This is a genomic window from Pedobacter sp. N36a, assembly GCF_014472395.1.
In the GTDB taxonomy this organism is placed as follows: Bacteria; Bacteroidota; Bacteroidia; order Sphingobacteriales; family Sphingobacteriaceae; genus Pedobacter.
This window is the reverse complement of record NZ_JACSZW010000003.1, coordinates 444,808-467,793: the sequence shown is the minus strand read 5'-3', so window position 1 is coordinate 467,793 and position 22,986 is coordinate 444,808. Positions and strand designations below refer to the sequence as shown.

General features: G+C 39.2%; 27 protein-coding genes. 8 read left to right on the top strand and 19 right to left on the bottom strand.

Annotated elements, in window-relative coordinates:
• Positions 1–5: 5 nt before the first annotated feature.
• Positions 6–1,610 (bottom strand): SulP family inorganic anion transporter, encoded by a 1,605-nt coding sequence (locus tag H9X96_RS08505; RefSeq protein ID WP_187665857.1) that lies wholly within the window; start codon positions 1,608–1,610, stop codon positions 6–8.
• 79 nt (positions 1,611–1,689) lie between these two features.
• On the bottom strand, positions 1,690–2,031 hold the full coding sequence (locus H9X96_RS08500) for a hypothetical protein (RefSeq protein WP_187665856.1): 342 nt from the start codon (positions 2,029–2,031) through the stop codon (positions 1,690–1,692).
• Positions 2,032–2,229: 198 nt separating this feature from the next.
• On the opposite strand from H9X96_RS08500, the gene H9X96_RS08495 reads away from it, so the two are divergent.
• The 7 genes from H9X96_RS08495 to H9X96_RS08465 all read left to right on the top strand — a co-directional run bounded on the left by H9X96_RS08495 (position 2,230) and on the right by H9X96_RS08465 (position 10,610).
• Positions 2,230–3,468: a porin gene (locus tag H9X96_RS08495; RefSeq protein WP_187665855.1), complete on the top strand. Its 1,239-nt coding sequence runs from the start codon at positions 2,230–2,232 to the stop codon at positions 3,466–3,468.
• Between the two features lie 147 nt (positions 3,469–3,615).
• Positions 3,616–5,157, top strand: coding sequence for an acyl-CoA carboxylase subunit beta (locus tag H9X96_RS08490; protein ID WP_187665854.1), 1,542 nt, complete (start codon positions 3,616–3,618; stop codon positions 5,155–5,157).
• The gene (locus H9X96_RS08485; protein ID WP_222943853.1) at positions 5,158–6,315 is read left to right on the top strand and encodes an MFS transporter; all 1,158 of its coding nucleotides are present in this window, start codon (positions 5,158–5,160) and stop codon (positions 6,313–6,315) included.
• Entirely contained in the window at positions 6,315–6,734 is a 420-nt protein-coding gene (locus tag H9X96_RS08480; RefSeq protein ID WP_187665853.1) for a GNAT family N-acetyltransferase, read from the top strand. The genes H9X96_RS08485 and H9X96_RS08480 overlap by 1 nt, the downstream gene beginning before the upstream one ends.
• Positions 6,735–6,814: 80 nt before the next feature.
• Entirely contained in the window at positions 6,815–7,927 is a 1,113-nt protein-coding gene (locus H9X96_RS08475; protein WP_187665852.1) for a M42 family metallopeptidase, read from the top strand.
• A 131-nt stretch (positions 7,928–8,058) separates the two neighbouring features.
• Positions 8,059–9,609 (top strand): helicase HerA-like domain-containing protein, encoded by a 1,551-nt coding sequence (locus H9X96_RS08470; protein WP_187665851.1) that lies wholly within the window; start codon positions 8,059–8,061, stop codon positions 9,607–9,609.
• 101 nt (positions 9,610–9,710) lie between these two features.
• Positions 9,711–10,610, top strand: a complete 900-nt coding sequence (locus H9X96_RS08465) for a sugar phosphate nucleotidyltransferase (protein ID WP_187665850.1) — start codon at positions 9,711–9,713, stop codon at positions 10,608–10,610.
• 177 nt (positions 10,611–10,787) lie between these two features.
• Here the strand turns inward: H9X96_RS08465 and dnaK are convergent, their stop codons facing one another.
• Complete coding sequence (gene dnaK / locus H9X96_RS08460) at positions 10,788–12,701, bottom strand: molecular chaperone DnaK (protein ID WP_187665849.1); 1,914 nt, start codon at positions 12,699–12,701, stop codon at positions 10,788–10,790.
• A 178-nt stretch (positions 12,702–12,879) separates the two neighbouring features.
• Complete coding sequence (locus tag H9X96_RS08455) at positions 12,880–14,091, bottom strand: SAM-dependent methyltransferase (protein ID WP_187665848.1); 1,212 nt, start codon at positions 14,089–14,091, stop codon at positions 12,880–12,882.
• A 95-nt stretch (positions 14,092–14,186) separates the two neighbouring features.
• Here H9X96_RS08455 and H9X96_RS23075 point away from each other — a divergent pair, with 95 nt between their 5' ends.
• Positions 14,187–14,474 (top strand): 2'-5' RNA ligase family protein, encoded by a 288-nt coding sequence (locus H9X96_RS23075; protein WP_370576725.1) that lies wholly within the window; start codon positions 14,187–14,189, stop codon positions 14,472–14,474.
• 56 nt (positions 14,475–14,530) lie between these two features.
• Here H9X96_RS23075 and rplQ read toward each other — a convergent pair whose 3' ends face one another.
• From rplQ to rpsH, 15 genes are all read right to left on the bottom strand, one after another.
• Entirely contained in the window at positions 14,531–15,040 is a 510-nt protein-coding gene (rplQ, locus tag H9X96_RS08450) for a 50S ribosomal protein L17 (RefSeq protein WP_062550418.1), read from the bottom strand.
• A gap of 91 nt (positions 15,041–15,131) precedes the next feature.
• On the bottom strand, positions 15,132–16,124 hold the full coding sequence (locus tag H9X96_RS08445) for a DNA-directed RNA polymerase subunit alpha (RefSeq protein WP_062550419.1): 993 nt from the start codon (positions 16,122–16,124) through the stop codon (positions 15,132–15,134).
• 78 nt (positions 16,125–16,202) lie between these two features.
• Positions 16,203–16,811, bottom strand: a complete 609-nt coding sequence (gene rpsD / locus H9X96_RS08440; protein WP_062550420.1) for a 30S ribosomal protein S4 — start codon at positions 16,809–16,811, stop codon at positions 16,203–16,205.
• A 62-nt stretch (positions 16,812–16,873) separates the two neighbouring features.
• Positions 16,874–17,263 (bottom strand): 30S ribosomal protein S11, encoded by a 390-nt coding sequence (gene rpsK, locus H9X96_RS08435; protein WP_041878538.1) that lies wholly within the window; start codon positions 17,261–17,263, stop codon positions 16,874–16,876.
• Positions 17,264–17,284: 21 nt separating this feature from the next.
• Entirely contained in the window at positions 17,285–17,662 is a 378-nt protein-coding gene (gene rpsM, locus H9X96_RS08430) for a 30S ribosomal protein S13 (protein ID WP_062550421.1), read from the bottom strand.
• Between the two features lie 81 nt (positions 17,663–17,743).
• The gene (rpmJ, locus tag H9X96_RS08425) at positions 17,744–17,860 is read right to left on the bottom strand and encodes a 50S ribosomal protein L36 (protein WP_073232286.1); all 117 of its coding nucleotides are present in this window, start codon (positions 17,858–17,860) and stop codon (positions 17,744–17,746) included.
• Position 17,861: 1 nt separating this feature from the next.
• The gene (gene infA / locus H9X96_RS08420) at positions 17,862–18,080 is read right to left on the bottom strand and encodes a translation initiation factor IF-1 (protein WP_008244555.1); all 219 of its coding nucleotides are present in this window, start codon (positions 18,078–18,080) and stop codon (positions 17,862–17,864) included.
• Between the two features lie 71 nt (positions 18,081–18,151).
• Entirely contained in the window at positions 18,152–18,937 is a 786-nt protein-coding gene (gene map, locus H9X96_RS08415; RefSeq protein ID WP_187665847.1) for a type I methionyl aminopeptidase, read from the bottom strand.
• A gap of 8 nt (positions 18,938–18,945) precedes the next feature.
• The gene (gene secY / locus H9X96_RS08410; RefSeq protein ID WP_062550423.1) at positions 18,946–20,283 is read right to left on the bottom strand and encodes a preprotein translocase subunit SecY; all 1,338 of its coding nucleotides are present in this window, start codon (positions 20,281–20,283) and stop codon (positions 18,946–18,948) included.
• A 13-nt stretch (positions 20,284–20,296) separates the two neighbouring features.
• A complete protein-coding gene (gene rplO / locus H9X96_RS08405; RefSeq protein WP_062551181.1) occupies positions 20,297–20,743 on the bottom strand; it encodes a 50S ribosomal protein L15 in 447 nt (148 codons plus the stop codon).
• 109 nt (positions 20,744–20,852) lie between these two features.
• On the bottom strand, positions 20,853–21,032 hold the full coding sequence (gene rpmD, locus H9X96_RS08400; RefSeq protein WP_062550424.1) for a 50S ribosomal protein L30: 180 nt from the start codon (positions 21,030–21,032) through the stop codon (positions 20,853–20,855).
• Positions 21,033–21,036: 4 nt separating this feature from the next.
• Positions 21,037–21,555 (bottom strand): 30S ribosomal protein S5, encoded by a 519-nt coding sequence (gene rpsE / locus H9X96_RS08395; protein WP_062550425.1) that lies wholly within the window; start codon positions 21,553–21,555, stop codon positions 21,037–21,039.
• Between the two features lie 17 nt (positions 21,556–21,572).
• Positions 21,573–21,926 (bottom strand): 50S ribosomal protein L18, encoded by a 354-nt coding sequence (gene rplR / locus H9X96_RS08390; RefSeq protein ID WP_062550426.1) that lies wholly within the window; start codon positions 21,924–21,926, stop codon positions 21,573–21,575.
• A 5-nt stretch (positions 21,927–21,931) separates the two neighbouring features.
• Positions 21,932–22,489: a 50S ribosomal protein L6 gene (gene rplF / locus H9X96_RS08385; RefSeq protein ID WP_062550427.1), complete on the bottom strand. Its 558-nt coding sequence runs from the start codon at positions 22,487–22,489 to the stop codon at positions 21,932–21,934.
• A gap of 18 nt (positions 22,490–22,507) precedes the next feature.
• Complete coding sequence (rpsH, locus tag H9X96_RS08380) at positions 22,508–22,906, bottom strand: 30S ribosomal protein S8 (RefSeq protein WP_062550428.1); 399 nt, start codon at positions 22,904–22,906, stop codon at positions 22,508–22,510.
• Positions 22,907–22,986 lie beyond the last annotated feature (80 nt).

Here is a 22,986-nt window from a genome sequence, read left to right as displayed (position 1 = left end):
ATAATCTACTTATTAATTTCTTCTATAATTTTACTGTCCAATTTTGGCACAGTATATTGTTTCTTAATGTTCTCTAATATCACTATCGTTCCTTTGGTATAAGCGTTGTGCTTAAAGTTGAAAATTGTTTCCAACACATCCGGATCAATATATCGGGAATTCGTTCCGTCGATAATGACATTTGTTTCTTTGGGAATATTATTTAGCATCACCTGAATGGCTGCTTTATTTAAAAATGACACCTCTTCGGCTAATTTAATGCGAAGATTTTTCTTATCACCTTCTTCCTGAATTTTGTAGAAAAAAGGATTACGCATATTCGTACGTAACAGGTAGAAGATGGAGAATAACATCCCTACGGCCACACCTTTTAACAGGTCGGTCAATAACACGGCAATAATAGTGATTACAAACGGTACAAACTGGTCCCAGCCTTTATGGTACATATGTTGGAATAAAGCAATACGTGTTAACTTATAACCGGTTACCAATAAAATTGCTGCCAAACAGGCCAGTGGAATCATATTGATCACACCCGGTATAAATAAGAAAGACAAAAGTAACCATCCTCCGTGAAAAATCGCAGACATTTTAGTTCTTCCTCCAGCATTTACGTTTGCGGAACTCCTTACAATAACGGAAGTAAGGGGTAAACCACCCAACATACCACTAGTCATATTACCTACACCCTGAGCTAATAACTCTCTATTTGTTGGAGAAGTTCTTTTGATCGGGTCGATTTTATCTACGGCTTCAATACTCAATAAGGTTTCTAAACTGGCTACTACAGCAATTGTTGCAGCAACCACCCATACTTTACTATCGGTAATCGCGGAGAAATTAGGCAAGGTAAATAAGGCGGTCAGATCTGACCAACCGTTTACTACCGGAATTTCTACCATTTGTGAGGTATTCAAGGCGTAGCCTGTTCCCTGGAAAGCGATACTTAATATAATTCCTAAGGCTACCACGACCAATGGTGCAGGAATGACATTTACTTTTTTCAGCTTCGGCCAGTATAATAATACGGCAATAGACAACCCACTGATGATCATCGCAGCCAATGTAAAATGACTAAACGCATTTCCTATAGCGGAAAAGGTGTTTTGATTGTCTCCCTGAAAAAAGCTTTCATCACCAAAGAAATCAGAATCAACGCCTAAAGCATGAGGAAGCTGTTTCAGGATTAAGGTCACCCCAATCGCTGCCAGCATTCCTTCAATTACACTGGAAGGGAAATAATTACCGATCATCCCGCCTTTCAGCAAGCCCAATACGATCTGCATCGCCCCTGCCAATACAACTGCCAACAAAAACGTTTGATACCCCCCCAGTTGACCAATCGCACCAAGCACGATTGCGGTAAGCCCTGCAGCAGGACCACTCACGCTCAATTGAGAACCACTAAGACTTGCAACTACAATACCTCCCACAACACCGGTAATTAAACCGGCGAATAATGGTGCTCCTGAGGCCAGGGCCACACCTAAACATAAAGGCAGTGCCACCAAAAATACCACAATACTGGATGGCAAGTCACGCTTTAGGTTCTTTTTTAATATATACTTCTTCACTTCCAACCTTGAGAAGATCGAGTTACTATTTTGCATAAAACAATGTTTTAATTCTTGTTAACTAATTTAAAAAATTGCACAGCTATCCTGATAAAAGGTTAGTTATACGAGTAAATTAGGCCAAGTTAGGAGGAGGGGTCGGTACAGAGGGATGAAAAGGCTCCACATGACGTTTAAAGTGATCGATATAGCTGTTGCTGATACCGAAATGGCTCAGAACCGCGTTAAAATCCATTGTGTAGTGGTTATCGATCATTTTATAATCCAGGAGGTTCACTTTAGCTTTACCGCTGTCACCGTCGGAACTATGCTCAACTTCGATCTGCATGATCACCAGTTGAATGCTTTCCTTTTGAATATCGTTGAAAAATACGGGCGCTCCAGAAATCATCATCTTTACACAAAAGATGCCTAGAAAGGTAATAATGATTAAAAGACGGTATTTCCGTAATGACATTTTGACTATTTAGTTCAAGCTTAACCGTTCAAAAATAGCTCCAAAAAACCCCAACTAACAAATTGTCATGTAAAAAAAATGTAATTTCCTTCATATTCTATTCAAAAACAGGAGATTAAATTTTAAAACGGAGGTTTTCTATAGATAAATGAAGCATTAAGCGTAATTTAGGCAGCTCAAAATACGTTTATCTTATTCATGAGAAAATTATTACTATTTATCGTCATGCTGGTACCTTTCTCTGTACTTGCACAAAGCAATAATGCGCCTTCCTCTTATGCACCGCATGAAATAAACATCACCGGGTATTTACAAACACAATTCCAAAAAGCACAATCTGGAGGAATTAATTCTTTTTCCGGAGGAGATTTTTCAAAAAATTCAGATTCCCGTTTTATGATCAGAAGGGGCCGGTTGAAGATCGACCGTGCTGATAAATATTCCAGCATAGTTTTCCAGCTTGATGCCACTCAGAATGGTGTGCAGCTCATGGATGCCTTTATTCAGTTTCACCAGGAAGAAACCAAACAGTTTCTTTTTACAGCAGGTTTATTCAATCGTCCGTTTGGCTATTCCATCGTATATTCATCAGGATACAGAGATTTCCCGGAACGCGCAAGGGTGTTTCAAACCCTGATGCCGAGAGAACGTGACCTGGGCGCCATGATTAGTTTTCATCCTGACTACAAACCTTTAAGTTTTCTTTCAGCTGACCTTGCAGTAATCAATGGAAGTGGATTAACTGCCAGAGATTATGACTCAAAAAAAGATATTGTGGCGAAAGTAGATTTCACCTTTGATAGCCTTGCCAATAAAAAATTAAACCTGGGTTTCGGAGCTTCTTACTATAAAGGCTATGTACGCAGTGACACAGAAACCTTTTTTGTCAGGAACGGCAGTGCTTATGTCAAAGACACCAACCCAAGTCATGTGAATTCTTATGCTAACCGCGATTATTATGGTGCAAACTTACAGTTAGCGTATGACAATTCTTTTGGTACTACTTCATTTAAAGCAGAATATGTAGCTGGAAAACAACCTGGAATAGCTGCTGCCGCCGACATTACCGGCCCTGCTGCAAGTACCAGTTTTTCTACTCAGCCAAAAACAGACCTTTACCTGCGTGAATTTAACGGATACTATTTCTGGTTAACACAGCGAATTGGCAATTCCAAATTCAATGCCTTACTTGCTTATGATGTTTACGATCCGAACATTCATGTAAAAGAAAAGGAAATCGGTGCGCCAAACAGCAATACTACTGCGGGAGATATTAAGTTCAGTACCCTGGGTTATGGTCTTACTTATATGATGAACGGCCGCTTAAAACTGACACTATATAATGAGCATGTGGTAAATGACGATACACAGCTACCTCTATATACCAAAGACCTTAAGGATGATGTATTTACTGCCAGACTACAGTACCGCTGGTAATCACCAGCTATTTAATAAATATTGCTATTTTACGAAATCATCGTAGCAGACCCTAAATCTCAGTTAAATGATGGCCTTAAAATCTGTATTTAACTGAGATTGTGGTTTAGAGACAAACCAACAAGAGATCAACCAAAAAATATTCCAATGAAAACCAAAATAGATTTACTTCAGGATAAAGTTAAACAAGCCCATACCGGCGGCGGAGCAGCAAGAATTGAAAGCCAGCATAAAAAAGGGAAACTGACTGCAAGAGAAAGAATTCATTTCCTAATGGACGAAAACTCTTTTGAAGAAATTGGCATGATGGTCACCCATAGAAGTACCGATTTTGGCATGGAAAAGGAAATATATCTTGGCGACGGTGTAGTGACGGGATATGGAAATATCAACGGCCGACTGGTTTATGTATTTTCACAGGATTTCACTGTTTTTGGTGGTTCACTTTCCGAGACTCATGCTGAAAAGATCTGTAAGCTTATGGATATGGCCATGAAAAATGGTGCTCCTGTTATCGGTTTAAACGATAGCGGAGGCGCACGTATTCAGGAAGGTGTGGTTTCCCTTGGTGGTTATGCCGATATCTTTTACAGGAATGTACAGGCTTCAGGAGTAATCCCACAATTGTCAGCCATTATGGGTCCATGCGCTGGTGGAGCAGTTTACTCTCCTGCTATCACCGACTTTATTTTAATGGTAGAAAACACTTCTTATATGTTTGTAACCGGCCCTAACGTGGTGAAAACGGTGACACATGAAGTGGTGACTTCCGAAGAATTGGGCGGTGCATCTACTCATGCTACAAAATCTGGTGTCACACATTTTGCCTGTTCAAATGAACTGGATGCTATTAACCATGTGAAAAGATTACTGAGCTATATGCCTCAGAATTGTGAGGAAATACCTGCTGCACTTCCTTATGAAACAGCAAACGAGGAACGTACTGCTTTAAATAGCCTGATGCCTGTCAACGCAAATCAGCCCTACGATGTCAGAACTGTGATTGATGAAGTGGCAGATGCAGACAGCTTTTTAGAAGTACACAGGGAATATGCAGAAAATATAGTGGTTGGCTTTGCACGCCTGGCCGGAAGAAGCATCGGCATTGTAGCCAATCAGCCTGCCTATCTTGCCGGCGTATTAGACAATCATGCTTCCACAAAAGCAGCTCGTTTTGTTCGTTTCTGCGATTGCTTTAATATCCCATTATTGGTGCTTGAAGATGTTCCAGGTTTCCTTCCCGGCACTGATCAGGAATGGAACGGTATCATCAATAACGGTGCAAAATTATTATATGCCTTTAGTGAGGCGACGGTTCCCCGCATTACGGTGATCACCAGAAAAGCTTACGGTGGTGCTTATGATGTGATGAACTCTAAACATATTGGTGCGGATATGAACTATGCCTGGCCTACCGCCGAAATTGCCGTAATGGGTGCTAAAGGAGCTGCAGAAATCATTTTTAAGAAAGAAATCTCTACCGCAAAAAACCCGGAAGAAAAATGGCTGGAAAAAGAAAAGCTTTATTCTGATACTTTTGCAAACCCCTACCGAGCCGCAGAACGTGGCTTTGTAGACGAAGTCATCGAGCCTGCGCAAACCAGGATAAAGCTCATTAAGGCATTTAAAATGCTGGAAAATAAAGTGGTCAATGCCCCACGAAGAAAACACGGAAACATACCTTTATAAATGAAATTGAGTCGTACAGATGTGATGCTCATGGCCTTTTGTACCGGCCTGATTGTCGCGAATATCTATTATTGTCAGCCTTTAGTGATCCTGGTGGCACAGGAATTTAAAGTAACGGAAAGTCATGCCGGTATGATCACTTACCTGACCCAGGCAGGTTACGCTTTGGGTTTATTTTTGGTGGTGCCGCTTGGCGATATGTTTGAACGCCGAAAGCAAATCTTAATCATCACCGGACTGGCAGTGGCTTCTTTGCTGCTTGCTGCCATGTCCCACAGCTTTTTGCTCCTGCAAATTGCCAGCATCCTGATTGGCGCAAGTTCAGTTGTTCCCCAATTGATCTTACCGATGGCTGCCAATTTAAGCTCCAACGAAAAACGCGGGGAAACGATTGGCATCATTACCAGTGGCTTGCTCATCGGAATTCTAGCTTCCAGATCCATCAGCGGCAGTGTTGGTTTTTTATGGGGATGGAGGACTATGTATTTTATCGCCGCCGGCATCTGTGCTTTATTGATGCTGCTGATGGCAAAACGTTTCCCTTTAAGCCTGCCTTCTTTTAAAGGGACTTATCGGGAATTGATGGCTTCCATGTGGCATTATGTAAAAACCGAGCCCGTTTTAAGGGAAGCTTCCATGATCAATTTCCTGGCTTTTGGCGTACTCAGTGCATTCTGGACCACAATGGTGTTGTTTTTAGCCAATCCGCCTTTCAACTTTCAAACCATGCAAATCGGCTTATTTGGTATAGCCGGAGCTGCTGGCGCACTCGCCGCCCCATTGGTCGGTAAGCTGAGCAGCGGCCAGAATCCGCGCAGAAATATATTCATCGGCCTAGTGCTACAACTCATCAGCATCATTGCTTTTTACTTTACCGGCAATCAATTGTACTTATTCATCACCGGGATTATTTTAATCGATATTGGCCAGCAGGCGATTCATGTGACCAATCAAACCCGAATTTACGCCTTGATTCCGGAAGCGCGCAACCGACTCAATACCGTATTCATGTCGGTCAGTTTTGTTGGTGCTGCTGTCGGTTCTGCATTTGGATTATGGCTATGGGACCAAGGGCAATGGCCTTTATTCTGCTTTGGAACTACGGCAATCATCCTGCTCAATATTTGTATCTATAAATTCAACAAAGTCAAAAGCTGATGGAAAATACGCATATAGAACAGATCAGACCGGATCTTACCTGGCGCATCAGAAATACAGCAATGTATCCTGATCAGCCTTACAATAACATAAAACTAGAAAATGATCGAGATGGTCTGCATTTCGGTCTGTTTTCAGGCGACCAGCTCGTGTCTGTGGTTTCTCTTTTTAATGAAGGCACCGTTTACCAGTTCAGAAAGTTTGCCACTGTTCCCGAATATCAGGGGAAAGGTTACGGCAGTTTTTTACTCCAGCACCTGATTGATTATGTGCGTCCTTTGGGAGCAACCATGCTCTGGTGTAATGCCAGGACTACAGCAGCCTCATTTTACGCGAAATTTGGCTTTTCCGAAACCGATGAACGCTTTGCCAAACAGGGCTTAGAATTTGTCATCATGCAGTTACAACTCAACAATTAACTTGTTGCTTCCACCCTAGTTTATATATTTGTTCGGGTAAAGCAAAATACAGCTTATTATACGTTTTAAAGAAACATCAAATGGCAAAAAAGAAAGACGATAAACAGAAACACGTTTCTGTAGTTACTAAAAAGTCACTCCAATTTTTTGAAGAATATATCAATAATCCATCGCCAACTGGCTTTGAATATCCTGGTCAGAAGCTATGGTTAGACTACCTAAAGCCTTATATCGATGAAAGTTTCATCGACAATTACGGAACAGCAGTCGGTGTAATCAACCCTAAAGCAGAATATAGAGTAGTAATTGAAGCACATGCTGATGAGATTTCCTGGTTTGTAAATTACATTACTGCAGAAGGATTAATCTATGTGATTCGAAATGGTGGTTCTGATCACCAGATCGCCCCCTCAAAAAGAGTCAACATCCATACCGATAAAGGAATGGTGAAAGCAGTATTCGGATGGCCGGCAATTCATACCAGAAGCGGCGAAAAAGAAGAAGCTCCTGCGCTAAAAAACATTTTCCTGGACTGCGGCTGTACTTCTAAAGATGAAGTAGAAGCTTTAGGTATCCATGTAGGTTGTGTGATCACTTACGAAGACGAATTTATGGTATTGAACGACCGTTACTATGTTGGAAGAGCATTAGACAACAGAGCTGGTGGTTTCATGATTGCCGAAGTGGCCCGTCTGTTAAAAGAGAATAATCAAAAACTTCCTTTCGCATTATACATCGTAAACTCAGTACAGGAAGAAATCGGACTACGCGGTGCGGAAATGATCGCTCACAGAATTAAACCTCATGTGGCTATCGTTACAGACGTTACGCACGATACAAGTACCCCAATGATCAATAAAATTACACAGGGTGATTTGGCTTGCGGTAAAGGACCAGTAGTTTCTTATGCACCAGCAGTACAAACCAATCTGAACAAATTACTGATTAAAACTGCAGAAAAGAATGACATTCCATTCCAGCGTCAGGCTTCATCAAGATCTACAGGTACGGATACGGACGCATTTGCGTATTCTAATGGTGGCGTTCCTTCTGCTTTAATCTCCCTTCCATTGCGCTACATGCACACTACGGTAGAAATGATACATAAAGAAGATGTCGACAATGTGATCAGCTTGATTTACCACTCTTTATTAAGCATTGAGAAAGACCAGGATTTCAGGTATACTAAATAATTCCAGTGTCAACACATACGCCTATAAGAAGGGTATCTGCTAAAACAGATACCCTTTTCTTTTGCTTTTAATTTCCTATTTTTAGGAAAGTATCTGAGCATATACAGCTCATAAACCTATAATTTTTCCTTATGAGTGATCAAACCCAAAGTTTTATAGAAAAAGTGAAAGCAGCATATCCACCTAAAGGTGCCTATATTTATCTGGGTGCCGGAATATTGGATGGAGAGGTGCTGGCCGATGCCGAAGTAAACCTGTATTTACACATGATGAACCGCCACGGACTCGTTGCAGGTGCTACCGGAACCGGAAAAACCAGAACCTTGCAATTGCTGGCGGAACAGCTTTCAGATGCCGGTGTCCCAGTGTTTATGCTGGATGTAAAAGGCGACCTTTCCGGGCTATATGAAGCGGGAGATAGCAATGCTAAAATCGAAGAAAGGGCAAAAATGCTGAATAAACCTTTCGCGCCAGCGGGCTACCCTATAGAACCTTATTCACTTTCCGGGAAATTAGGTGCACAAATGCGGGCAACCATCCTTGAGTTCGGTCCAACCCTGCTCGCTAAAATCTTAGACCTCAACGATACACAAACCGGGGTATTGTCTGTGATTTTCAAATATGCAGACGACAACAAACTACCCCTCATCGATCTGAATGACCTGAAAAAGCTCATTTCATACCTCTCTGATGGTCCGGGAAAAGAAGAAATAAAAGCAGATTATGGTAGCATTTCATCTTCCACGTCAGGAACTATTCTAAGAAAGATCGTCACCATAGAACAGCAGGGATTGAGTCCGATGTTTGGGGAACCCTCTTTTGAAATAGAAGATTTGATGCTCAGAACAGATGGAAAAGGCACAATTTCTCTTTTGAATATCTCCGATGTACAAAATCAACCGAAGCTATATTCCACATTTTTACTCAGTTTACTGGTCGAACTATTTTATAACTTGCCAGAAGTAGGTGATTTGGATGAACCAAAACTGGTGTTCTTTATAGATGAGGCACATTTGCTCTTTAAAGACTCCTCTAAGGCGTTTCTGGAACAGATTGAAACCATCATCAGGCTGATCAGGTCTAAGGGCGTAGGCGTCTTCTTTTGCACGCAATCACCCACAGATATTCCCGAAAGCGTACTTTCCCAATTAGGAAATCGAATCCAGCATGCCTTAAGGGTATTTACACCGAATGATGCCGATGCCTTGAAGAAAACAGTCAACACCTACCCCACGTCCAGCTTTTACAAAATCGATAAGGTACTGACTTCCCTGGGAACAGGCCAGGCACTGATCACGGTGTTAAATGAAAAAGGGATTCCTACGGAAGTTACCGCCACCATGCTTACTCCTCCTAAAGCAGTAATGGGCCCTTTAAGTACACCAGATTATGATAAATTGGTGCAATCCAGTCCGATGAACAAAAAATATGGAGCCACTATTGATCCGGAAAGTGCCTATGAAATCTTGACTAAAAGACTCAATGACCAGCTAAATAGGGAAAGTACTGGAACTGAACCGAGTACTCCTCAAATTCAGAAACAAGAAAAGAGCATCATGGAACAAGTGATGGGGGCCACCATCACCCGGCAAATTGGCAAGGAAATTGTACGGGGCCTGTTCGAAATGTTAACCGGCAAGAAAACCCGAAATACTGGCGGAAAAGGAATATTTGGGTTTTAAATCTGGAATATTCTACCTATAATTCGGGATATTGCTGTTTAAATTGCAAAAAACACCTATTATTTTACCTTGAATTTAAACATATTAATTATTTTAGTCCCATGAAACCAACCTTATTAATCTTAGCAGCTGGGATGGCAAGTCGCTACGGCAGCATGAAACAAATTGACGGGTTCGGCCCGAACAACGAAACTATTATTGATTATTCTATATATGATGCCATTAAAGCCGGATTCGGTAAGGTTGTATTTATTATTAAAGAAGAGTTTCTAAAGGATTTCAAAGAAATTTTCGAAGCAAAGTTAAACGGTAAAATAGAGACCGATTACGTTTTCCAAAACTTTGATATTAAACAATTCGGTGTAGACATTGATATTGAGAGAGCAAAACCATGGGGAACTGCACATGCGATTCTTTCAGGTAGAACAGCGATCAATGAGCCTTTCTGTGTGATCAACGCGGATGATTTCTACGGCTTAGATGCTTACCAGAAAATGGTTAAGTTTTTAACTACAGAAGTGAGCGACAGCAACTACTCTATGATAGGGTACGAAATCGGTAAAACATTATCTGAATACGGATCTGTTTCCAGAGGTGTTTGTCAGGTAGATGAAAACGGTGTCCTGCTAGAAGTAGTAGAACGTACTAAGGTATTAAAGAACGGTGACTCGATTGTTTTCGAAGAAGGCGATACTCAGTATCCATTAACACCAGATACACGCGTATCGATGAACTTCTGGGGCTTTACACCTGCTGTATTCCAAATCACAGAACAACTATTCAGAGATTTCGCTGTACAAAATAAAGAAAACCCTAAATCAGAATTTTTCATTCCATTGGTAGCTGAATATTTGGTAAAATCTAGAATTGCTGATTTCCAGGTAATTCCTACAGATAGCCAATGGTTCGGTGTAACTTATAAAGAAGATAAACCTATCGTTCAGGCCAGCATTGATCAATTGATCAAAGACGGTGCTTATCCAGAAAATCTTTGGAACTAAGGTAACTGCATATGATAAACAAGAAAGGGATTCACATTGTGGATCCCTTTTTTGTTTATAGGCCAATTTGAAGCCATTTAAGGCTGAATAACACACTCTACAAACCAAAGCCTGGCCATATAAAAAAAGGTGCTCTGAACGAACAGAACACCTTTTTACTTTCAAATGAGCTTGCGCTTATTTCTTGTCGTCTTTTACTTCTTCGAAGTCTACATCGGTAACGTCGTCACCACCTGCAGGCTGAGCATCTTGAGGAGCACCAGCATTACCTTCTGGTTGTGCACCATCTTGTCCTGCTTTGTACATTTCTTCAGAAGCTTCATTCCATGCATTCTGTAATTCAGCTTGAGCAGCATCGATATCAGCGAAACTTCTTGATGCATGCGCATCTTTCAGTTTTTGTAAACCTGCTTCGATTGGTGCCTTTTTATCAGCTGAAATTTTATCACCGAATTCTTTTAATTGTTTCTCAGTTGAGAAGATTAAAGCATCAGCACCGTTGATTTTTTCCGCTTCTTCTTTAGCGATTCTATCAGCATCTGCATTTTGTTCTGCTTCTTCTTTCATCCTTTTGATTTCTTCGTCAGTTAAGCCTGAAGAAGCTTCAATACGGATTTTTTGCTCTTTACCAGTAGCTTTATCTTTGGCACTTACGTGTAAGATACCGTTTGCATCAATATCAAAGGCTACTTCTACCTGAGGAACTCCGCGTGGAGCTGGTGGAATACCATCTAAGATGAAACGACCAATCGTACGGTTTTGAGCAGCCATTGGACGCTCTCCTTGTAAGATGTGAATCTCTACTGAAGGCTGGTTGTCAGCTGCTGTAGAGAAAGTCTCTGCTTTTTTAGAAGGAATAGTGGTATTGGCTTCAATTAATTTAGTCATTACACCACCCATAGTCTCAATACCTAATGAAAGAGGAGTAACATCTAATAACAATACATCTTTAACTTCACCTGTTAGTACACCACCTTGGATTGCAGCACCGATAGCTACTACCTCATCCGGGTTAACACCTTTCGAAGGCTCTTTACCGAAGAAAGCTTTAACTGCTTCCTGGATAGCAGGCATACGAGTTGAACCACCAACTAAGATAATCTCATCGATATCGCTAGTTTTCAAACCTGCATTTTTCAATGCTGATTTACATGGGTCAATAGTACGTTTGATTAGATCAGCAGCCAATTGCTCAAATTTAGCACGGCTTAAGTTTCTAACTAAGTGTTTAGGGCCAGTTGCATCAGCAGTGATGTAAGGCAAGTTGATCTCTGTAGAAGTCGTGCTTGAAAGCTCAATTTTAGCTTTCTCAGCTGCTTCTTTCAGACGTTGTAAAGCCATTGGATCTTGATTCAAGTCCATGCCATACTCGGTTTTGAATTCAGCTGCTAACCAGTCAATAATCACGTGATCAAAGTCATCACCACCTAAGTGAGTATCACCATCAGTTGATTTTACTTCGAATACACCATCACCTAATTCCAATACTGAAACGTCATGAGTACCACCACCACAGTCAAACACAACGATTTTCATGTCTCTTTGTGATTTATCCAAACCGTAAGCTAATGCAGCGGCAGTTGGCTCGTTGATGATACGTTTCACTGTTAAACCAGCGATTTCACCAGCTTCTTTAGTCGCTTGACGTTGAGCATCATTGAAATAAGCAGGAACAGTAATAACTGCTTCAGTTACCTCATGACCCAAAAAGTCTTCAGCTGTTTTTTTCATTTTCTGCAAAATCATTGCAGAAATTTCTTGTGGAGTGTATTTACGGTCGTCAATTTCTACACGTGGTGTATTGTTGTCGCCCTTAACTACTTTATAAGGTACACGACCAAGTTCTTTAGAAACCTCAGCAAAGCTGCTGCCCATGAAGCGTTTGATCGAATAAATTGTTTTTGTAGGGTTTGTAATTGCCTGGCGTTTTGCCGGCTCACCTACCTTGCGCTCACCATTCTCTGCAAAAGCAACAATGGATGGCGTAGTACGCTTACCCTCACTGTTGGCTATAACTACAGGTTCGTTACCTTCCATTACGGATACGCAAGAGTTTGTTGTTCCTAAGTCTATACCAATAATTTTTGACATGCTATTTATCTCTGTTTATGTTTATGAATCTTATTATTTATTTCTATTATTTCTTGTTTAACAAGCAATGTGCCAATTGAGTTTTGGCAGAAAATTATGTTATTTTAGCGGGATAAAGTAATCTTCTGTCCGAATGTTGTTACAAAAATGTGACAGGATGACAGAATTGTGATACCTTCTATTGATCCAGCTTCAACAAACGTTCTAAATGTTGGTAACCAATTCCAAAATAGGACTTTGTCTCCGCTAACTTTTGTTTAATCTCTCCTTGTTTTACTTCCAAGGCCTTCCCAGAAAGCTTACTGGTCTTCACACCTACTACCAATACATTCTTTGGTGTATGCGCATCTGAGATAAATTCAAACACTTTAGTCTTATAGCCATAATATTCTAAAATCAAGGCACGCATGGCATCAGTTACCATTTCTGCCTGGCGCTCCATGAAAATACCATATTTAGTCAATACGGAAACTTCATTCTTTACTTTAGCCCTATCCATCTCGCGTCTGACCTGTTTATGACAGCAAGGTGCCACCACAATTAAACTGGCATTGGCTTTTATACCTTTGAAAATCGCATCATCAGTTGCCGTATCACAAGCATGCAGGGCGATCAATAAATCAATGGCCTCTACCTGATAATCCTGAATCGTACCCGGTACAAAATCCAGTCCATCAAAAGCTGAACGCTTGGCAATGCCATTACATAACGTCACCAAGTCGTCCCTGAATTCTACCCCAGTTACTTTCGTATCCAGTTTCAGTACTTGCTGTAAGTAATCATATAAAGCAAAGGTCAGGTACCCCTTTCCGGAGCCCATATCCACTACCTTCTTGATACTATTTTCTGGCAGTTCTTTAATCAAAGAACTTAAAATCTCTACATACTGATTAATCTGTTTGTATTTATCCTGTGCGTTTTTGAAAACATTACCTTCAGCATCTGTAATCTTCAGCTCTTGTAAATAAGGTTTTCCGGCAGGCTGAATCAAACGTTTCTTTTCTTTATTATGTGACACTGCAGGTGCTGTTTTACCATCACTATTCAATAGCCTTTCACGAATCGAGATCACATGATTCTTTGCATGCTCTAAAATCACTTCCTTTTCAGTAGTAAACAAGGTACAGGCTTTAAAATCATTACTGATAAAATGCCCCACCACGGTGATGCCTTCAGAAATAGGAAAGTTCTTTACAATATCTCTGGTTTTGTTACGGTAGGTAAAAGAAAGCATATCGGCTCTCTTGATCTTCACCTTGCGGACATAAACATTTTTTAATTCTTTATCATTTCCCTGATAATTACCCAGGGAAACTTTTAGAAAAGTATTCGAAGAAATACTTTCAGCGAGTTGTTCTTGAAAACGCTGTAACTGGAGTTGATTTGACATGAAATTGGATTACGATGCAAAGATACCCTTTTGAAAAAGGAATAGTAAATTAGCTTTATGAAACAGCGTTATTTAATTGCCATTCTTCCACCAGCATCTCAGCTACAAAAGAAATAGAAAATTTATTCAGGCAAATAAAAGCATGTACAAAAGAATTTAGTAAATATTCATTTGGAAGCTTAACCCCTCACCTGACCATTGCTTACAGAGATGTCGCTGCTGATGTTTATACAGAGATATTAGCCCATTATAAAAATGAAAACTTCCATACCGAATTTGCAGTTAATCATTTTAGTTTGTTAAAGCACGACGGCAGTCGTTGGAAAGTCTTAAAACATTATAAAAGCCAACCAGGCCCCGAGCAATTAGAAATACCCATGTAAAGAAAAAACCCCATCCGAAACGGACAGGGTTTTCCTTATAATGATAAGGAAATAAATTATTCGCCTTTATCTTCAGTTTTAGTTTCAACTGGAGCTTCTTCAGTAACTGGAGCAGCTGCAACTGTAGTATCATCAGCTTTCTTAGCTTTAGTTCTACCACGACGTGTAGTTTTCTTCTCAGCAGATTCCACTTCTTTACCGTAAACTTCATTGTAATCAACCAATTCGATTAAAGCCATCTCAGCGTTATCACCTAGACGGTTGTTTAATTTAATGATCCTTGTGTAACCACCTGGACGGTTTGCAATTTTAGCTGCAACATCACGGAACAATTCAGTAACGATTTCTTTGTCTTGTAAATAACTGAAAACGATACGACGTGAGTGCGTAGTATCAGTTTTAGATTTAGTCAAAAGAGGCTCAACATACATACGCAAAGCTTTTGCTTTAGCTAAAGTAGTTTGAATTCTCTTGTGCTTAATTAACGATGAAGCCATGTTAGCCAACATCGCTTTACGATGTGAATCTGTTCTTCCTAAGTGGTTATTTTTTTTACCGTGTCTCATTTTGATTTTATTCAGTGTATACCGTCTCTTTGATGTTTATCTGAGGGAATTATACACGATTAACAATATTGTTATTTAAGGGTAGTATTGATTACTCTTCGTCAAGTTTGAATTTCGATAGATTCATACCGAAAGATAAGCTTTTAGATTTCACCAATTCCTGAATCTCAGTTAGTGATTTTTTACCGAAGTTTCTGAATTTTAACATATCAGCAACATCATAAGAAACCAGGTCAGCTAAAGTACGGATGTCAGCTGCTTTAAGGCAGTTTAATGCACGTACAGAAAGATCTAAATCAACCAATTCAGTTTTAAGGATTTTACGCATATGTAAAATTTCCTCATCTACTTCTTTAGTCTCTTCTTTAGCTTGAGATTCTAATACTAAATTCTCATCAGAGAACAACATAAAGTGCTGGATTAAAATTTTCGCAGCTTCTTTTAGTGCTTCTTCAGGATGGATAGATCCATCTGTAGAGATATCTAATATTAATTTTTCATAATCTGTCTTTTGTTCAACACGATAATTTTCAATCGAGTATTTTACATTTTTCATTGGAGTAAAAATCGAATCGATTGCGATTACACCAACTACAGCATCATTGATTTTATTTTCTTCAGCTGGAACATAACCGCGTCCTTTATTGATAGTTAATTCTACCTCTAAAGTCACTGTTTTTTCCATGTTACAAATAACGAAATCAGGGTTAAGAACCTCGAAGTTGTTAGAGAATTTTGTAATATCTCCAGCGGTAAACTGATCTTGCCCGTTTACTAAAATGAAAACTTTTTCAGAATCACCAGAATCACCAACTTTCTTAAAACGTACTTGTTTCAAGTTAAGGATGATTTCCGTCAAATCTTCTACAACACCTTTCATTGTAGAAAACTCGTGAGATACGCCAGAAAAACGAATACTTGTAATGGCATAACCTTCTAAAGAAGAAAGTAAAATTCTTCTTAGGGCGTTACCAATTGTTACACCGAAACCGGGCTCTAAAGGACGAAATTCAAATATACCATCGAAATCTGTTGATTTCTGCATGATTACCTTATCGGGTTTCTGAAATGCTAAAATTGCCATTTATAATGTTTTTAGATCGTTATTAAAATTATGTAATGAAATAAAGTGAATTGCCCAAAAGGCAATTCACTAAATATATTACTTAGAGTATAACTCTATTATAAGGTTCTCTTTGATATTTTCTGGGATCTCATCACGGTTAGGATAAGTTAAGAACTTACCTGACAATTCACTTGCATTCCAGTCTAACCAATTGAATTTATTGATTACTCTGCCTGCTACTGAATTAGTAATCGCTTCTAAAGTCTTAGACTTTTCGCGAACTGCAACAACATCACCAGCTTTTAATTGATATGAAGGAATGTTTACTACTTCACCGTTAACTGTTACGTGTTTATGGCTAACTAACTGACGGGCAGCTGAACGTGTTGTAGCAATACCTAATCTGTATACTGTGTTATCTAAACGAGCTTCTAATAATTGCAATAAGTTATCACCTGTGATACCTTCACGAGAAGATGCTTTGGTGAATAAGTTACGGAACTGACGTTCTAATACACCATAAGTATATTTAACTTTCTGTTTTTCCATTAACTGTACTGCGTACTCGGATTGTTTTCCTCTTCTTTTGGAAGCACCGTGCTGTCCAGGAGGATAATTTTTTCTATCTAATACCTTATCAGGGCCGAAAATTGGCTCTCTGAATTTACGGGCGATTTTGGACTTTGGTCCTGTATATCTTGCCATTGTTTTTTGTTTAAAGTATCGTGCAGCCTTAAGCTACAGACTCTTAGCTTTAAAATTAATTATTATACTCTTCTCTTTTTAGGAGGACGACATCCGTTGTGCGGAAGCGGAGTGATATCTTTGATAGAGGTTACTTCGATACCTGAAATCTGCAATGTTCTAATTGCTGACTCACGACCTGAACCTGGACCTTTAACAAAAACTTCTACTTTACGAAGACCTAAGTCAAATGCTACTTTACCGCAATCAGATGCTGCTTGACCTGCTGCATAAGGAGTGTTCTTTTTAGAACCCTTGAATCCCATTTTACCTGCAGAAGACCATGAAATAGTTTGACCGTTGTTATTTGTTAAAGTAACAATGATATTGTTAAAAGTAGCATTGATGTGTGCCTGACCAACAGGCTCAATTACAACAATACGCTTTTTGGTAACTTTTTTACTCTTAGCCATAATTCTTATTCAGTACTAATTTTATTTAGTAGCTTTTTTCTTGTTAGCAACTGTTTTTCTCTTGCCTTTACGTGTACGAGAGTTGTTCTTAGTACGTTGTCCACGTACCGGCAAACCTTTTCTGTGACGTAATCCACGGTAACAACCGATATCCATTAAACGTTTAATGTTCAACTGAACTTCTGAACGTAAAGCACCTTCTACTTTTACGCCGTCGTTGATGATGGTACGGATAGCCGATAACTCATCGTCAGACCAATCCTGTACTTTCTTGTTAAAATCGATACCTGCTTCCGTTAAAATACGTTGAGCAGTTGATCTACCTACTCCGAAGATGTATGTTAGACCAATTTCGCCTCTTTTGTTTCTTGGTAAATCAATACCTGATATCCTTGCCATATTTGTACTAAATGTTTGATTAACTGAATGAACGAGATTGAGTATCCTGTACATTCAATCTTCATCACAATCAATAATTTCTTAACCTTGACGTTGCTTATATTTTGGATTTTTCTTGTTAATCACGAAAAGTTTACCTTTACGACGAATAATCTTGCAATCAGCGCTACGTTTTTTAATTGATGACCTAACTTTCATTTTATTTATATCTATAAGTAATCCTGCCTTTTGATAAATCGTAAGGCGACATCTCTAATTTGACTTTGTCTCCAGGTAAAATTTTGATGTAGTGCATCCTCATTTTACCCGAAATATGAGCTATTATCTCATGACCATTCTCTAGTTCCACTCGGAACATGGCATTGGATAGTGCTTCTCTTATTACACCGTCTTGTTCAATTGAGGCTTGTTTAGCCATATAATATTGATATTTACTTAATTAGCTGCTACTAAACAGGGTTGCAAAATTAAATAAAAAAATTTAATAAATTACCTTTTTTTATTTAAAACTTCTTCAATAACTGAAAAAGTCGATAAAACGTCTGCCTTACCCTTTTTAACTGCCACCGTATGCTCAAAATGAGCTGATGGCCTATTGTCCTTACTGGTTACTGTCCAGCCGTCTGACCAGAACTTAACACCCGCTGTACCTGCATTGATCATAGGCTCTATAGCGATCACCATTCCCTCTTCCAGTTTAATTCCAATCCCGCGTTTACCATAATTTGGTACTTCAGGTTTTTCATGTAATTGAACGCCAACTCCGTGACCTACTAATTCCTTCACTACACCAAATCCATTCGCCTCCGCATGCGCCTGTACAGCATAGCCTACATCTCCGATCCTTGATCCTACGACAGCCTTCTCTATGGCAAGTCTTAAACATTCCTTAGTCACCTCTACTAACTTCTGTTTTTCCGCGTCTATTTCCCCGATGGAGAAAGTATAAGCTGAATCACCAAAGTATTTATTTAGAATGACCCCACAGTCGACAGAGATCAAGTCTCCCTCCTGTATCACATATTCACCTGGAAAGCCATGAACAACCTGCTCATTTGGCGAAATACATAGTGAATACGGGAAGCCGTTATAGTTTAAAAAAGCTGGGATTGCTCCGTGGTCTTTGATAAACGTTTCAGCCAGGTCATTCAATTTTTTTGTAGTGATGCCCGGACCAATCACCTTAGCTACTTCAGCTAAAGTTTTAGATACAAGTAAAGAACTTTCTCTTATTAACTCGATCTCCTCTGGAGATTTGTAATAGATCTTAGACATACTATATTTTAGATCACTGCGTTGCTACCTGTGGTTGCAGCAGGAATTCCTGTGCGACCGGTAACTCTACCTGTTTTCATTAAACCATCATAATGACGCATTAACAAATAACTTTCAATTTGTTGCAATGTATCCAATACCACACCTACCAGGATCAATAAAGAAGTTCCACCATAGAAATGGGCAAATTCTGACTTGATACCAAATTTAACAGCTACTGAAGGAAGTACAGCAATGATGGCTAGGAAAACTGCACCTGGGAAGGTGATCTTCGAAATTACATCATCTATGAAGCTTGAGGTAGCCAAACCTGGTTTGATACCAGGAATGAATCCACCGTTCTTCTTCATGTCGTCCGACATTTGAGTAGGGTTAACGGTAATTGCAGTATAAAAGAATGTGAATGCAATAATTAAAAATCCAAAAGTTAAGCTATACGCTAATGAAGTATAGTCACTGAACTGAATCAACCAGGTGTTCTGTAAAGAAGGAAAGAACTGAGGAATGAATCCAGGGATAAACATCAATGCCTGAGCAAAGATGATCGGCATTACACCGGCAGCATTCACTTTTAAAGGAATGTACTGTCTTACCCCACCAAACTGTCTGTTACCAACAATCCTTTTTGCATATTGAACCGGCACTTTACGTACACCCTGAACAATCATGATGGTAAACATCACTACTGCAAATAAAGCCACAATCTCAAGAACAAGGGCAATTAAGCCACCGTCCCCAACAAACCTAGAAGTAATCTCCTGGTATAAAGCAATTGGCAATCTAGCAATAATACCAACCATAATGATTAATGAAATACCATTTCCAATGCCTTTATCGGTGATTTTCTCACCCAACCACATCACAAACAGTGTACCAGCTGCCAACACGAATGTTGCCATCACATAGAACAAAGCATGATCAATAACGATTGCTTCAACAGGAACTTGTGTTTTAACATAACCAACGGCTTGAACAGCAGTAATGGCTACGGTTAGATAACGCGTAATCTGATTTAGTTTCTTCCTGCCACTTTCACCCTCCTTTTGCATTTTCTGGAATGAAGGAACAGCAATACCTAATAGCTGAACTACAATTGAGGCAGAAATATAAGGCATAACACCCAAGGCAAGGATAGATACCCGTGAAAACGAACCTCCGGCAAACATATCCAAGAGACCTAAAAGACCAGACTTTTCATTATTGCCTAAAAGAGTTGCGTCAACACCTGGTAGCACCACATGAGATACAAATCTATAAACCAAAAGAATCATGAGCGTAAATACAATACGCTCTTTCAATTCTTGAATTTTCCAAATATTACTTAAAGTAGTAAACAGCTTCTTCATTAATTACAATTAATTACAATTTTTCGATTGAGCCTCCAACAGCCTCAATAGCTTGTTGTGCGGTAGCAGAAAAAGCATGAGCTTTCACTTCTAACTTAGATTTAACTTCACCACGGCCTAGTACTTTTACCAGGTCATTTTTGTGAGCTAAACCATGGTCTTGCAATGTAGCAAAATCAATTGTAGTTAGATTAAATTTCTCAGCTAATGCTTGAATTACGTCTAAGTTTACACTTACGTACTCTACACGGTTAATAGGTTTGAAACCAACCTTAGGTACGCGACGTTGTAATGGCATTTGACCACCTTCAAAACCGATTTTGGTTTTGTGACCAGAACGAGATCCAGCACCTTTGTGACCACGTGTCGATGTTCCGCCACGTCCAGAACCGGTACCACGACCAATTCTCTTAACATTCTTTGTAGAACCTTTTGCAGGTTTCAGATTACTTAAGTTCATTTTTTGAAACTTATGTTGCCCTTCGCTTTCACTAATCAGGGACAACGGTTAAACATATTTAAAGGTTGCAAATGTAATTATATAAACCACATTTACAACCTTTAAAAATTTATATACTCTCTATAGCAACTAAGTGATTCACTTTTCTCACCATTCCGATGATGGCAGCGTTAGCTTCCACTTCAACACTTTGGTTCATTTTAGTTAAACCTAATGCTTTCATCGTTCTTTTTTGGCGTTCGCTTCTATCGATAATGCTTTTTACCTGGGTTATTTTGATCTTAGCCATAATATTATCCGTTAAAAACTTTATTTAAATCAATACCACGTTGCTGAGCGATGGTATAAGCATCACGCATTTTAGTTAAAGCATCTACTGTTGCTTTTACCACGTTGTGAGGATTTGATGAACCTTTAGACTTCGCCAATACGTTGTGTACACCGGCACTCTCTAATACTGCACGCATTGCACCACCTGCAATAACACCTGTACCTACTGCTGCTGGTTTGATTAAAACAAAACCACCAGAGAATTTACCGATTTGCTCATGAGGAACAGTACCGTTCAATAGAGGAACTTTTACCAAGTTCTTTTTAGCATCATCGATACCTTTAGCAATCGCTTCAGTTACCTCTTTTGCTTTACCTAATCCATAACCTACAATTCCGTTTTCATCTCCAACAACCACGATGGCTGAGAAGCTGAAAGTACGTCCACCTTTGGTTACTTTGGCAACACGTTGTATGCTAACTAAACGATCTTTTAATTCGATCTCGCTAGTCTTTACTCTTTTTATATTGATAGTTGACATTCTTACCTATTTTCAGATTAAAATACTAAACCAGCTTCGCGAGCACCTTCTGCCAACGATTTAACACGTCCATGGTACAAATAACCATTTCTGTCGAAAACTACTTCTTTAATCCCAGCTGCAATAGCTTTTTCAGCTACTAATTTACCAACAGCTACTGATTGTTCAGATTTGTTTCCAGTTCCAGAAAAGTCTTTTGATAAAGACGAAGCTGATACAATTGTATTACCGGTTACGTCGTTAATGATTTGAGCATAAATTCCTTTATTGCTTCTATATACCGATAGACGTGGACGGCTTTCAGAACCTGTTAATCTTTTTCTGATTCCCTTTTTTATACGATCTCTACGAGATAATTTTTTTCCTGCCATTTTGATTATTTTTTAGAAGCTGATTTACCTGCTTTTCTTCTTAACACTTCACCTACAAACTTGATACCTTTACCTTTATATGGCTCAGGAGTACGTAACGAGCGGATTTTTGCTGCTACTTGACCAATCAATTGTTTGTCAATACTTTCTAAAATGATTTTAGGAGTCTGACCTTTTTCTGAGGTAGTTGTTACTTTAATTTCTTCCGGCAATTGGAATACATAGTGGTGAGAATAACCCAGAACTAAGTCTAAAGTGTTTCCTGTGTTTGTCGCACGGTAACCAACACCTACTAATTCCTGAGAAATTTTATATCCTTCTGTAACACCAACAACCATATTGTTTAGCAATGAACGATATAAACCGTGTAAAGCTTTGTGTCTTTTCTGCTCTGAGGGACGAGTTACAGTAACTACGCCATCTTCCTGACTTACAGTGATATCAGAATCAACTGCTTGAGTCAATTCTCCTTTTGGTCCTTTAACAGTTACTACGTTATCGTTAGATACAGTAATTGTTACACCTGAAGGTACATTAATTGGGGCTTTTCCTATTCTTGACATTTTGTTATCCTCCTTTAATTAATAAACGTGACACAAAACTTCGCCACCAATGTTCAGTTTGGCTGCTTCTTTATCTGTCATTACACCTTTAGATGTAGACAAGATGGCAATACCTAAACCGTTTAATACTCTTGGCATATTTTCTACGCCGGCATATTGCCTTAAACCTGGTTTGCTGATACGGGTTAATGTACGGATTGCAGGAATTTTAGTGATCGCATTATATTTCAAAGCGATTTTAATTGTTCCTTGAACCGTAGTATCTTCAAACTTGTAGTTAGCAATGTAACCTTTGTCAAAAAGAACTTTAGTAATTTCTTTTTTAAGATTTGATGCAGGAATTTCTACAATTCTGTGATTTGCCTTGATGGCATTTCTTACTCTTGTAAGGTAATCTGCTATTGGATCTGTATTCATTTTTATTTAATTGTGACGGTGGTTTCCTTCCTATTTCATTCGGGACGACCTTCCATCGGTTAATTTTTTTGTTTCTAGCC